Raw genomic sequence first — 14,169 nt, forward strand, 5'->3', positions numbered from 1 at the left:
TTTTTATTCACATATTATGTACAACTTCTCTTTTTCAATGCTAAAATACGCTTATTATTAAAAATGACATAAATAAATTATACAGTTAAATGAAATCCAACACAACATTTTTTAATCAAAAACACACAAAACAGATAAACTGAAGTGGATTTTCAGGAAGAGACCCATCCTGAAAAAAGACACTGACAAAAGAGTTTTCTCACAAGATCGACAACTTTTCACAGATTTAAAATCTTCTTTTTCAATTTTTACGTTTTAAAAAATAACATTTTGAAAATAAAAAAATGCTTAATTTTAATCAAAAAAATAAACAAAGATTTCTGATTTTATCAGAAATCTTTGTTTCTAAATTTTCTTGCTATAATTCCTTTAACAAAATAAAATCCGTCTGTTCATCGTCTCCCATAAAAAATGAATGTTGACTATAATAGCGGTAGCCAATCGTTTTATAAAATGCCCGCGCCGCATCATTGTGTTCCCAGACACCTAGCCACAGTGCGTTTTTACCAAATTCACGAGCTTTTTCTTCCGCCAGTTCTAACAATTGTGTTCCCAGCTTCTTTCCTTTAAACGCAGGCAAAATATACAATCGCTCAACCTCGAGCTTTTCTGGCCCCATCGGTTCCGTTTGTGCCTTCTCACGATTTAATTTCATGTAGCCAGCTAATTGATTATCGACAAAGATAAAATAAAAGTCAGAGTAGGGATTAGCCAATTCCTTTTGTAATTTTTCTAAATTGTAGGCTTCTACTAAATAGGCTTGCATATTTTCTGGGGTATTATATGGTCCGAAAGTATCTGTATAAGTTTCAATGCTGATTTCTTGTAACGCTGGTGCATCTTCTATTGTTAACTGTTTTATTTCTCCCATCAATCAGTCGTCCTTTCCTTAATAATTTCGAGTATTCCCTTTTTTGACAAATTCCCAATCTTCGCTGACATTTTTACGCATCCGGACTAAGTACTCTGCCAATTGTGAAATTTCCACTTCTGACAAGCCTTGCAAAGCAACTTGATTCGAGTGTTGATTTTCGCGCACAATGATTGGATAAACGTTTTCCCCTTTTTCTGTGGCATAAATCCGCTTAATTTTTTTGTTGCTTGCATCTTCTTGACGATAAATAAAGCCTTGTTCTTCCAAACGCTTAATCGCCCGCGCCGCTGTGGTTCGATCAACTTTAATCAGTTCGGCGATCTTTTCTTGGATAATCCCAGGATTTTCACAGATCCTGACCAAATAAAGATATTGTCCTCGTGTTAAAGATAATTCCTTAAATTCGATATTACTGATTGAATCTAAGGCCCGCGCAATCATGCCAATTTCTCTTAAAATATCTGTCACTAGGACACTTCCTTTCGCTAATATTTTATGATTGTCATTACTTTAACTTATTTTTGTTGCAAATGCAACAAAAATAAGTATAAAAACTACAGATTTAACAATTTAAGCATTCGTGAAAATAAAATAATTATTCCTTTTGTTATATTAACAAGTAAGATAAAATTAGTTATAGCGTCTATAGGAGGAATAGTATGAAAAAATTAGTTTGTGTTATTTTAGTTATTTTTTTAACAGGTTGTAGTTCTCAAAAAGCGAATGACCCTAAAAAACAAGAAAATTCTACCAATCATACAACATCAATGAAAAGCAGTACTAATCATTACAGTTCTAGCATAGAAACAAGCTCTAATAATAAACTAAAAGAAACTTCAGAAAGTGCCAGTACCACTCAGGCTTCGGCAAAGTCTAAAAATGAAGTATCTACAAATGTCGAAGAAACAAATTCTTTAGAAGCAACACCTTATGCTGTCGATCTTAGTAGTTTAAACAATCCACTCGTATTTAATTTTAAAGGAATGAATGTGCCAACTTCAATTACGTTAGAGAACTTAAATTCAACACCAACTGCTACCTTCCGAACTAAATTGTTTGGGGCTGAAAATGGTCAAGTGAAAGAAGCCATTAATAAATATGAGCTATCTATAAATACAATTCCTACAAAAGAGATTAGAATATTTTCAGCGGCCGATAACAGTATTCGAACCGTTAAAGTAAATACAGAATTAATTTTAGGAACTAATATTTCTTCAAACGATGAACAAAATAGATCGGGCACTTTATACTTATTCAACAATAAAAATGGTTCGATATCTTTAATCACTCCTAACTACGCAGGCAATGTTACGGATGATCAAAAAGACGTTATGCTAGAAGTACTTCAATAAATAACCTAAAAAAAATAATAAAGAGAAAACTTCTAAGTATGAAGTTTTCTCTTTATTATTTTTTAGGAACTCCTCTAGAAACTCGTTTTAGTCCCCACTTATTTTTCTTATTTCTTCACCCATTAAGCCCGCGATAGAAAATAGAACATTTCATTTGAAAATGACTTATTGTTCTGCAACATGCACCGTTTGTAAAAATTCTGCGACTGAGAAATGGTATTCTTTCTCTTGATTTCCTTGAATGGTTCGAATCATTTTCTCAACTTCTGGTTGCAGAGCGGCAAATTGAACTTGTTGTCCGCGACCTTCTGCTGCGAGACAAAATTCTTCTAAAATATCTAACGCCGTGCTATCAATGCTAGGAACTCCTCGCATTGAAAATACTACACCACTTTTTGTTTCCAATTGCAGTAACGTTTGTTTCAATCGTTCAGAAGACATGAAAAATAACGGTCCACTCAAATAAACTACCACCCAATTTTCCGTACAATCGGTCGGTACTAGCCCCATTCTTGACCAATCAACTTCCTCGACATTAATCGTAATCACGGCACTTTTCGCAATGAAAAACAGGCAACCCGCTAAGACCCCTAAAACAATCGCTAAACTCAAGTCAAAAATAACGGTCGCTACCATCGTTAAGAAGAATAAACATAAGGCTGTGTGGAAACGTTTCTGGAAGAATTCTTTAATCACCGACCATTCATTCATTCGCCACGCTGTCACCACTAAAACACCAGCTAACGCAGGCATGGGAATTTTAGACATGACTGGCGATAAAAGCAACATCGATAACATTAAAAAGACTGCATGAAAAATACCCGCTAAACGTGTTTGCGCACCAGATTTAATCACTACGCTCGTGCGGGCAATCGCTGCTGTCGCAGGTACGCCACCGAAAAATGGCAAAATTAAGTTACCAATTCCTTGTGCCACTAGTTCCTGATTACTGTCTAATGGTTTCCCTGTCATGCGACCAGCCGAAGCGCCACAAAGCAAACTTTCAATCATACCTAACATAGCAATGCTAATTGAAGGCACCAAAATATCCTGAAACGCACTTAATTGAAGCGAACCAAGTTCTAAACGTGTATCACTAAAAATACTTGTCGGAATTTTCCCTACAGTGGCCACTGGCAGTTGAAAAACCACTGTTGCTAACGTAGCTAAAATAATCATCACCAATGAAGCTGGTATCATCGCATTCCACTTTTTCGGAAAGAACACTAATCCAAGCACTACTAAAATCGACATAACCGTCGTTGGTATACTTAAATCAAAGCCCAATGAACGATAACTGCTGATTTTCTCAATTAAATTGTGGCCTTCTGAACGAACCCCAAAGAAATTATCAAGCTGCCCCAACGCAATAATAATAGCAATTCCTGAAGTAAACCCGGTAATGACCGGTGACGGAATAAAAGAAGTCAAGCTCCCTAAACGCAAAATCCCTGCCAAAAGCAAGAAAATTCCCGCCAAAAAGGTGGCCAACAAAATCCCTTGCATGCCATGCACTGCCGCAATTGACATTAAAATAGCTGCCATCGCACCTGTTGGTCCTGAAATTTGATAAAACCCACCCGAAAGGCTCCCAATCACAATTCCAGCGATAATCGCCGTGATCATGCCAGCTGCTGCAGTAGCACCGCTAGAGACCCCAAACGCTAACGCTAATGGCAACGCGACGGCTGCGACAGTCAAACCTGCCAAGAAATCTTTTTTCAATTTTTTTTGATTATACCCTTTAAATTCATCCCTTATCATTTGTGTGTACTTTTTAAACATTCGCATCCTCTTTTCATGAAATTTCCATTCTAAAGATATCATATTTTCGGAAAGATAATAAGGTGTTTTGTGAAGGAAATCGCTAAAAAATTTTTTTCACCTCATTTAGACAAAATTGTCTAATATTTTAAGAATTTAGCCACCGCTGTTTCCTAGAGTATGATATGCTTAACTAGTAAACAGGCTTCACAAACTTACATTAATTGGGGGAAACTATTATGTGTACAGGCATCAAGATTATTTCCAAAACAAATGATATTTTTTATGGACGTACGATGGATTTTACGTTTGACTTTTTTGGCAACGAAGATCCAATTGCACCAAAAATCCCTACTCTAATTGCTCAATTTCCAAAAGGTACAGTTCTAAATAGCCAACTAAATCCTTGGACGGCAAAATATTCCTTTATGGGACTAGCAATGTCAGGCACAGATCAACCAGCGAACGATGGTAAAACCGTCAGCCTTGCTATCACAGATGGTATCAATGAAGCCGGCTTATCTGGTGATATTCAATATTTAATGGAATCTTCAACAGCACCTGCTGAAAGTTTAGCAGATCGTGGTTTAACACCTCATATTGCAGAAGAAGTTCTCGCTTATATTTTGAGTAATTTTGAAAGCGTTGACGAAGTAAAAGTAGCTTTTGAAAAAATCGGCCTGTTAGATCAAAAATTCCAACTTGATTCATTGGGGGAAGTTCATTTTACCTTACACTGGACCATTAATGATAAAAATAATAATAGTATCGTTTTGCAACCAACAGATAACGGAGCGTTCGTCATTTATGATTCGATTGGCGTAGTCACAAACAGCCCAGAATACAATTATCATTTAACCAATGCACGAAACTATATCGGGATGCGCAACTATGCTATTAAGGAACCTTACACTTTAAAATCAGGCGCAACACTTGACCCAATTGAAGGTGGGACTTCTTACGGACTATTAGGAATCCCAGGAGACTTCACTTCGCCGTCACGCTTCATTCGTGCGTTATACTATTCTGACAATCTCCAAGAATTTGATAGCTCTGAAGGGATTATGCAACTCTATCGCGCCTTCCAAACAGTGATGATTCCTCGGGGAATTGGCCATTTAGGTCAAAGTAATTCTCTGTCTGATTTCACACATTATTGGTCAGGATATGATGTAACTAATTTAACCATGTATGTCCAACCAGAAAGTACTACCTCATTTACAAAATACACTTTGGATCCAGCTTTAACAGAAGTTACTACTTTTGCTGTTTCTAACGAGCTACTACTGACAGATTTAAATCAATAAAAACACAAACAACGTCTCTGACTAGGTACTTGGTCAGAGACGTTGTTTCGTTCATTTTTCAGATAATGCGTTATACAACGGCGCTAATTCTTGAAGCGCCTGACAACTTTTTTCTTCAATCGTTTCAAGCTTTTCCGTCGCAAACCACAACTTACCGATCTGAAATGAACGATTGTCTATCCGCTCTTCTAGAATTTTCCGTTGTTTTTCATCTGCTAAATAATCTTTTAAAGGCAAATGGTCCACTAGTTCATGCTCCTCCTGCGGCCAAATATAATAGCCTTCGCAGTCGATGGTTTGACTCCAAGCTTCTAAACGATTAAGCAATTGATTGTAAGCGACGACTGAGCCTGCCCGCTCCTCACTTTTGTAATGTTGAAACATCAAATATACTTGAAATTGCTTTTTATTTAATAACAACGCCAGACAAGCATTTTCCGCTTGGCGTTGCTCACTGCGATATGCAGCCCAGAAATGACTGCGTAAATTCCAGCCGTTGGTCCAGCTTTCGATTTTCGGCTTAGTGATGCCGAGTTCAGCTGGTAAATCTTGGGTGATTGCGAGGTTTAAGGCTTTCCACTTTTCCCAATGTTGCTTGTAGGTTTGCTTTAAGTCATCGATTTCTGCTGATGTTTGTTGCTCTTTGAGTTGTTTAAATGTGAAGATTTCTCGGTTGAATAGATTGAAGTCTTGATGGGTTAGGTTCATTTTATTCCCTCTTTTTAGTATCTTCTAGTTACTCTTAATAATTTTATTTTTCAATAGCCATTGTAAAAATAACACAAGGACTACAACTGGCCAAAGCGTGCTTGGGAAAAAGAGACCCACAAAAATACCCGGTACAAGAATCGTCCCTAAGATCTGGGTTGTTAAACTCGTAGCAAAAATTGCGACAACAAAAAGTGAGTCAATTGTTGGGAAAAATTGCGCGACCGCAAACCCGATTAAAATAGCTGAAAAAACGACGGGAAAAATATCGCCACCTATCCAACCTGTCTGTAAACAAACTTGTAAAAATACTAGTTTCATTATCGCAGCGATCACCAAGATATACCAGGCTTGTTGACTACCAAAACTAGGAACTAAATGCATAAAAGATTGTCCTGAAAATAGTAATCTTGGCATTAAAATAACAAAGAGGAAAATACAAGCTGCACCAAAGCTTACCAGTATGCTTTGCTTTTCTTCAAAAGGTTGGCATAGTTTAGCCAGAGCAGCTTTCAACCATTGATAGGCGTTACCAATCACAAAAGCAGTTAATAAAGCGGGTAAAATCAGCCATAACGAAGCCATTTCAATTTTTCCAGTTCCTAACTTCGTAATAAACGATGGGTGTCCCACCAATTTCATTAAAAAGGTAAACACCACCAACCCGTTCACAATAAATAACCCGTTCATCACTTGTTTCAGTTTCTTTTTATCCGCAGGAGCGAGCCTCGTATCGTAGCGCTGAACAAACTGTTGCGGATGTAGCAAGCGCTGGATTTTTGTCCAAAATGCTTGCTGTTCTTGCTCGTCATAATGAAAATAAAGGTACCGTAACTTATCAGATTGCCAGACTGACAACGAAATAATTGCTCCCAACAATGCGGCTTCAGGACCGACACCAGCCCCGAAAATTAAAATTACCAAGGCGGCCAATAAATTTCTAAACACACCTGAATAATCGACCGATTGTTTCGCCTTCAATTCTTTCAGAGCCTCATGCGCCGTTTGTGGTACTTGCCCGAAGCGTTTCTTCAGATAACTCAATACCAACGCTCCTAGCACACACAAGACAAAATAATAGAGGATTGGCCATTTCATTTGCGCTGGCAACACCTCCCAGAGCAGAGTCGTTAGCTCTCCTTCAATGATTAAAAACGCTCCTGAAATTCCCGCGATGATACTACTTAAAAATAACCCACTGACGATAATTGTCCACATTTTTCTGTTACGCATACTTCCTCCAAATGATAGTTGTTTCTTTTATAGTAGCAGATAGTTAGTGGTTTGTGTTTGAAGATTTTGGGAAGGATTATTTGAGATATTAATTTTCTAAATAATCAACAGGTCGCATATACTACTTTCAAACATATTTATGATTTAATTGGAATCCTATCCAATATTATATATATCAAAACGGAGAGAAGAACTTCTCTCCGCTAAAACTTAAACTTCTCTAATATTTCTTATTTCCTTTGATTTTGGATTATTATTTTACATATTAATTGTAGAAAGCACCTCAATAAAAAATTTCTTTAACTACTATTAAGTAAATTATTCAACTCCAAGTGCTTTAAAGACAGCATCTTCTGGTGAATTATAGAAAACAATATTAAAAGTCGACATTAGCTCTGGAGGGACTGTAGCTAAGTCAGCTGCATTAGCCATCGGAACCAGCGCTTTCTTAGCACCCGCATCACGAGCCACTTGCATCATATCTGCTAAGTTGGTAACTCTAACTAAAGTGCCACCAATCGTTATATCACCAAATACGGCTATACTGGAGATTACTGGCTTGTTCAACGCCACTGAACAAAGTGCAATCATTGTTGGTAAAGTCAGAGACTCTGGATTTCCGACACCATTCAGATCTTGGGTATTGAATACAAAGTCATGACTAGCAATGGATATGGATGCACTAATTGAAGCAGCATTAGCACTAAGATATTTATAAGCTGAATAAGTTTTTTCTTTGGCTGCAGAATCACTACCTAATCCAGTCGCTTTAAATTTACCATTTCCAGAAATCATTTGAGTTTCAAATTTAAATACGCCCACTCGTCCACTAGCCCCACCTGAAACAGCATGTACATGTCCTGGTTTCCCAATACCTTCAGGAATTAGTGTGCCACTTCCTTGTTCTGGGACAGAAACATATTCTTCTCTATTTTCTTCTAAATCAATATAAGATAAGTTAACATCAAAGAATTCCATTCCACCAATTTTTTTAAGCTGTTCTTTCACTCTTCGTCTCATTTCAATAGAAAATTTAAGTACTTTTTCTACTTCTTCTTTTCCAAATTCCCCATGAGGATATACTAGTTTGATAAGTCCAGAAAACATCTTTTTAACAGCAATAGTATCACGTTGATTTAGTTGTGAACCTAGCTTAAAATAGTTATCAATTGCATCACTATAAGTTGTCTTACGTAATTCTCGCATCACTTCTGAATAGTAATCTGTTATAAAACCATAATCATTCGTAAAAAAATCTGGCCGGTATTTAGGAATTTCCCATCCTGGTAAGTAACAATGCATACGATCTAAAAATGCTGAATCAGATCGCATTTTTTCTGGGAAAGGTTCAAATAAATTTGAAGTTTTTAAGATAACATCTACACTTTGATTGATATTTCCTACAAATACCATCGATGCAGATGCATTTTTTTCTTCTTTACCACGAGCAAATGAGCCTGAAGCCATGTAATCCTTCATTATTTGAACTAAATCTCCATCTTTCACGTTAATACCCGCTACCTCGTCAAAAGCCACCGTATCCCACATACCAACTAATCCCATAGATCTTTGAGCCATATTATAAAATAAATTCGCAACAGTAGTTTGTCCACCAGAAACTAAAATAGAGTTAGGCGAGATTTCTTTATAAACATGCGATTTTCCTGTACCGCGTGGCCCTAATTCACATAAGTTAAAATTATTTTCTATCAACGGGACAAGGCGAGCTAAATGTAACCATTTTACACGTTCAGTAAATTGTGTAGGCTCCATTCCAACCGATCGAAGAACAACATCAATCCATTCCTTCTCTGTAAATGCAGCACGGCCACGCCTAACTTCTTCAATATCCAAACCAGGCATTTGAATAGGATCAACTTTTTTTGCAATAAATGGTGAATTTCTTTGATCCGTTTCATCATACCAATATTCCATCTGAACGATGCACCAAATCCCACCACCAAGAAGTCGATCATATTTTTTGGGATATTCATCACCAATACGTACGCCAGAAAGTCCTAAATTAGAAAATTCAGCTTCATACTGATCTCGCCGTTCATTTAATGATACCGATACTTTATCAATGACTGTATAGCCACCATTCTCTCGAATTTTTGCTTTTACTTTTTCGGCTTCATCTGGACGAACATAATTTCGAACCAAAATATTTTTTACATTTTCAACACCTTTTATAACTAAATTTTCATCTAAAGAAGATGCATACATACCAAGCAAATATTCAAGCACATATACTGGAACATTTGCTCCTTCTTTTATTTTTTTAGTTAAATCTTTACGGACAATCTTTCCAGGAAAGTTTGCCACCAATTTATCTAATATAACTTGATCCACTAACTTTCCTCCTAAATATCAAAACCAAAACCGCCAGCAAATGGATTATCAATTACAAAGTCAATTCTTTCCACTTGAACCTTCGTCTCTGTATTTTTCACTACTAAATAAATTTTTTCATTTGTATCATAATTACGATTTATAAAGTCAAAAGTGAAATTTGTAAATCTTTCACTAGCTTGCTCTGAGGTAGAATCGGCATAATAGGTATGTTGATTCGTAATTAAGTTTCCCTTACTATCTTCAAAATATAACGTATATTTTGCTTTAGTGATTGAGTCGCTTAACGCTTCCGTTTGATAAAACTCTAAAGATATAGAAAGTCCTATAACTTTTCTTTTTGCTGTCATTAGCTGAACGCTCACTGGTTCTTTTTGAGACGATCCTCGAGAAACGTTTACTTCTAAAACAGGAACAAGCATTTCTTGTGGAGAAGAACCACCATGTACATAACTTTGACCCCCGCCTACTTTTTTAAAAATAGCAGATGTTTCAGGATAATGTACATAGCGTTTGTCATCATTGCGTAATATTTCTCCTAATTTCATTGAAGTAATTCCAATTTCATCATAATGATTTTCACTAATTATAAACCGACGTTCTACTCTATCTTCAGAAAATTCAGATGGATTTTCAATCTTTTCATGTTCTTCAACTTTGGATCTCGTATAGATAAAGCCATGGTCACTGGTGATCAAAAATCGATAAACATTCGCTCCGTTTGAAATAAATGGTATTAAAGCTTTGATTTCATCAACTGTTTTTTGTGCAGCATCAAAAACTTGTGATTCCTGACCATGATCCCCTGTCCTATCAATTTGATCATGATAAAGATAAATCACTTCTTTGCCATTAAATATCTCACGAAGTTCTTTTGCATTCGTTTTAGTCATCACTTCTTCATACGTAATAGCCAAAGAGTTGGAATTTTTTGCTTTTAATATTTTATCTCGTGCAGGAGTCCCCTGTGTTTTCATTCCATTTACCCGAATATCGGTTCCTTCAACATATTCATACGTTTCGTGTCCACTTCTTAACAAAGCCGCTTTTCCAAATTCCGTTACTGATGGAAGAACAGAAAAAAGTGTATTCATCTTTGTTGTAAATTTCTTTTCATACTGCAGTACTTCTTGAATTTCTTTCCCAATTTCATAACGAAGTGCATCAGAAATAATCACAACTGTTTTTGTTTTATTATTTGCAAAGTTGTCATAAAAATCAAGGAGTGACGAACGTTCTTCTAAAGACAATAGATCATTCCACAAACGGGCACTCTCATTTAAAAATATTTTGTATTGTTTTTCTATGCGTAATTTAAGTTCTGTAAATAAATCTGGAGATAAAACTTTATCAAAATGCCAAATAAATTTACGATAAGATTGATCAATATTAAACGAGATATTTTCATAATCTTTAACAACTTCTGAAAATTGGTTAATATTAGAAGAAAAAGTATTATTCAACAATTTTTGTGCATTCAATATTACTTCATATTCATGAATATACTTTGCACCAAAGTGCGCTCGCTGCTTCAATGTAATAACTTCAGAAAGTGTCATCCCATTAATTATCGGTGTTAAATCCCCACTCAATAGCTGGCCAATATAATACTTGATTATGTTATTATGAACAGATTCAAAAATATCAGCTGCAATAAGTTCCTCAATGGGCACCAGTGAAATCAACTTCTCTCCGCTAATTAACCGATATGTATTTCCACTCAATTTATCGAAAGCTTGCGTATAGCGAGAGTCGTTCATTACCCCATCCATAAAGGAAATAATTGCTGTAGTTTGTTCTAAAACTTCGTACTCTTTTAACTGTATAGGTAATTCTTGATGTCCTAATTGCCCATAAAAAGCATTAACAAAAAAAGAAACTGTCAACTTTTGGATAGTTGGTGTCTCTGAAATAAAACCATAATAAAGAGATACATATTTCCAAAAAGCATTCTGTAAATCAAAAGTCACTAATTGTTCATACAGGCTACTTGATTCATACGCATATTCGACCAGTAAAGATTGAATGATACTATAAAATTGGGCAGTGTTAGCTTTGGTTAGGACGGCCATCATTGCTATTTCAAGTTCTTGCTTTGATTTAATTTCAGTAGTTATTAGTTTGTTAAAAGCAGTAATTCGTGATCTTGCACCAAAGAATTTAGCATAGTGTACCATAGCATCATGTAACTCATTTGGAATATTTAATTGTGTCATCACCAATGAAATACGATCTGCACTAAACTCGCTAGAATATTTCAAAATACTTAGTAAATGATTATCCTGATCGTCATCACTTATCTTTTCAAATGGCGCATAGATTAAATAGTTATTATCAGTATCTTCAATTTCAAAGAAACGTTTTGTCATAAATTGAGTATTTTGTTCAAGGATAAAAACTTTCGCATCTTTTAATTCAATTTTCCCATTATTAATATCCTCTTCAAATTCTTTTTTTGGATCGAACCAAAAAATAAGCTTACGCTCTCCATATGTCACAAAAAGTTCATTTAGTCTGTTCTGAATCTGATTTAAATTCAAATCTGACATAATCACATCTCCTTAAGGTTCTTTAACTCCTTTGGTTAAAATCAAGAATTTTTCACCTGTATCTGGATCACGTTGTAACTTATCATAATTTACAATCACTCCATCATCTAAATCAAGAGAAACTTTCTTTAGCGCTAAATGCCCTAATTTTTCATCAAACTCTCGAAGTTCTTTTAACTGTTTCTTGATTTTTTGAATTTCTTTTTCATAACGAGTGACTTCTCCCGCATTCGTAGTCGACATCTTTTGACTTTCACGTAGTTCAATACGAGAATTATAAGCTTGACTTAATTTTGTAACATATTCTGTGCGAAGCTGTCCTAATAAATTTTCATCAAAACGATGTAAATACATTAGCGCTTTAAAACCATTCGCTTTTCCTGAATCAAATTGCCAATAAATCGGGCGCTTTTTATAAGTTGCCATATGATCTGTAAAAAATTTTGACATAAAGTATTTACGTATCTTATCTCGACTTTTTCCACTTCCTGGCAACACATCGGCAATATAATCAAGATTTTCTTCAAGTGTTTCTTTTCCATAAACAACCGTAATAAACTCTACAAATCTTGTCATAATGTCGCTTTCATCAGATTGGAAATATTCATTATCTGTAATCAGTAGAATATTATCTTCATCAGGTTTAAATTTTTGATAACGTGACATATCAAATTCTCCACCTGCAAATATCAATCCTTCTTCATCCAATGAATAGCGTCCGAACATACAGCCAACTGCATAGCTAATAAGTGACTTGATATCGCGTTCTCTATCTGCTAAGGATACTGAAACTTCTTTATCATCAACGTGGTAATCTAGTTCATCTTGTAATCCATAAAGTTCAATAAAAATTTTGTTTAATTCTTCTTCATTTGCTTTCAACTGATCAAAACGATCCTGGGCTTCCTTTTGCCAAGCTTCAAATTTATCTTTAATTAATATAGCCAAGTTGCAACCCTCCAGTGTACTTTTAAGCTATATTATACCGTTTTTTCTCAATATTTGCATTACTAATCAAAATTCTTTCCTTTAATAAAGTAATATAAGTAGGTAGTAAGTACAAAAAATAGAAAATATGAAAGGAAAGAATTTATGACTACAACTTTAACACTGGCTGATTACTTTCAACAATGGATGGAAACCTTTAAAAAACCTGCTGTTACTTCGGTCACTTATGTGAAATATAGAAATTCACATAAACATATCTACACATATTTTGGAAATATTAAACTTAAAGAGATAACTCGCCATCGGTATCAAAAAGGGTTAAATGATTTTGCTAAAAATCATGCCAAAAGAACAACTTCAGGATTCCATAAACAAATTCGAGCAGCTATTTTAGATGCTGTGGAAGAAGGAATTATTGACACTGATTTCACAAGAAAAGCGATTATAACAGGACGTGAAAAAAAGAAAGCAAAAGTAATGTATCACTCCTACTCTGAATGGCAAAAATTAATTCACTACACCAGAAGTCAACCACTGAATCCAAATAACTTTATTATTTATTTATCAGCGATGACTGGATTGCGTTTTGCTGAAGTTTTGGGGATCACTGTTGCAGATATTGATTTCAAACATAAGTTGATCTCTGTTAACAAAACTTGGGACTACAAATATCGTACAGGATTTAAAGAAACAAAGAATGCTAGTTCCGTACGAACTGTGGATGTTGATACAAAAACTTTAAAGGTGATTAAAGAAGTTATCCGCTTTAGAAGGTTTAGAGGAGATGACAAAATTTGTGCAGATGATAATGAAAAGTTGCCTGTCAGTGCTACTATCAATAGACACCTTGAAAAGGCCTGTCAAAAACTTAAACTTTCTTCTATTTCTTTTCATGGATTAAGACATACCCATGCATCGATTCTCCTTTTTAAAGGTGTTAATATCCTAAGTGTAAGTCGACGACTTGGACACAAAGATGTGACAACCACACAAAGTGTATACTTACATGTCATTAAAGAAATGGAAGAAAGAGAAACAAGGTTAATCATGAAAATTATGAATCAGGCACTTAGTATCTAGTT

11 protein-coding genes are annotated in these 14,169 nt (G+C 35.3%); 3 read left to right on the top strand and 8 right to left on the bottom strand.

Going from position 1 to position 14,169, the window contains the following annotated elements; translation table 11 throughout:
* Positions 1-358 precede the first annotated feature (358 nt).
* The gene (locus AB3I72_RS13030; RefSeq protein ID WP_179114985.1) at positions 359-871 is read right to left on the bottom strand and encodes a GNAT family N-acetyltransferase; all 513 of its coding nucleotides are present in this window, start codon (positions 869-871) and stop codon (positions 359-361) included.
* Between the two features lie 18 nt (positions 872-889).
* The gene (gene sylA / locus AB3I72_RS13035) at positions 890-1,342 is read right to left on the bottom strand and encodes a transcriptional regulator SylA (RefSeq protein ID WP_078122439.1); all 453 of its coding nucleotides are present in this window, start codon (positions 1,340-1,342) and stop codon (positions 890-892) included.
* A gap of 191 nt (positions 1,343-1,533) precedes the next feature.
* On the opposite strand from sylA, the gene AB3I72_RS13040 reads away from it, so the two are divergent.
* Complete coding sequence (locus tag AB3I72_RS13040) at positions 1,534-2,226, top strand: hypothetical protein (protein ID WP_078122438.1); 693 nt, start codon at positions 1,534-1,536, stop codon at positions 2,224-2,226.
* Between the two features lie 165 nt (positions 2,227-2,391).
* Here the strand turns inward: AB3I72_RS13040 and AB3I72_RS13045 are convergent, their stop codons facing one another.
* Entirely contained in the window at positions 2,392-4,053 is a 1,662-nt protein-coding gene (locus AB3I72_RS13045; RefSeq protein WP_368023991.1) for a SulP family inorganic anion transporter, read from the bottom strand.
* A 176-nt stretch (positions 4,054-4,229) separates the two neighbouring features.
* Here AB3I72_RS13045 and AB3I72_RS13050 point away from each other — a divergent pair, with 176 nt between their 5' ends.
* Positions 4,230-5,297 carry a choloylglycine hydrolase family protein gene (locus AB3I72_RS13050; RefSeq protein ID WP_002384771.1) on the top strand — a complete coding sequence of 356 codons (1,068 nt, stop codon included), beginning with the start codon at positions 4,230-4,232 and terminating at the stop codon, positions 5,295-5,297.
* A 51-nt stretch (positions 5,298-5,348) separates the two neighbouring features.
* Here AB3I72_RS13050 and AB3I72_RS13055 read toward each other — a convergent pair whose 3' ends face one another.
* The 5 genes from AB3I72_RS13055 to AB3I72_RS13075 all read right to left on the bottom strand — a co-directional run bounded on the left by AB3I72_RS13055 (position 5,349) and on the right by AB3I72_RS13075 (position 13,087).
* Positions 5,349-6,005 carry a glucose-6-phosphate 1-dehydrogenase family protein gene (locus tag AB3I72_RS13055; protein ID WP_078122437.1) on the bottom strand — a complete coding sequence of 219 codons (657 nt, stop codon included), beginning with the start codon at positions 6,003-6,005 and terminating at the stop codon, positions 5,349-5,351.
* Between the two features lie 24 nt (positions 6,006-6,029).
* On the bottom strand, positions 6,030-7,238 hold the full coding sequence (locus AB3I72_RS13060; RefSeq protein ID WP_368023992.1) for a chloride channel protein: 1,209 nt from the start codon (positions 7,236-7,238) through the stop codon (positions 6,030-6,032).
* Between the two features lie 318 nt (positions 7,239-7,556).
* Positions 7,557-9,590, bottom strand: a complete 2,034-nt coding sequence (gene brxL / locus AB3I72_RS13065) for a protease Lon-related BREX system protein BrxL (RefSeq protein WP_010830674.1) — start codon at positions 9,588-9,590, stop codon at positions 7,557-7,559.
* Positions 9,591-9,601: 11 nt separating this feature from the next.
* Positions 9,602-12,139: a BREX-1 system phosphatase PglZ type A gene (gene pglZ / locus AB3I72_RS13070; protein WP_078122436.1), complete on the bottom strand. Its 2,538-nt coding sequence runs from the start codon at positions 12,137-12,139 to the stop codon at positions 9,602-9,604.
* A 12-nt stretch (positions 12,140-12,151) separates the two neighbouring features.
* Entirely contained in the window at positions 12,152-13,087 is a 936-nt protein-coding gene (locus AB3I72_RS13075) for a hypothetical protein (RefSeq protein WP_078122435.1), read from the bottom strand.
* Positions 13,088-13,231: 144 nt separating this feature from the next.
* Between AB3I72_RS13075 and AB3I72_RS13080 the strand changes: the two genes are divergently transcribed.
* Positions 13,232-14,167, top strand: a complete 936-nt coding sequence (locus tag AB3I72_RS13080; protein WP_061100924.1) for a site-specific integrase — start codon at positions 13,232-13,234, stop codon at positions 14,165-14,167.
* Positions 14,168-14,169: the final 2 nt, after the last annotated feature.

It is taken from the genome of Enterococcus sp. GC34 (assembly GCF_040886645.1).
Taxonomy (GTDB): Bacteria; Bacillota; Bacilli; order Lactobacillales; family Enterococcaceae; genus Enterococcus; species Enterococcus faecalis.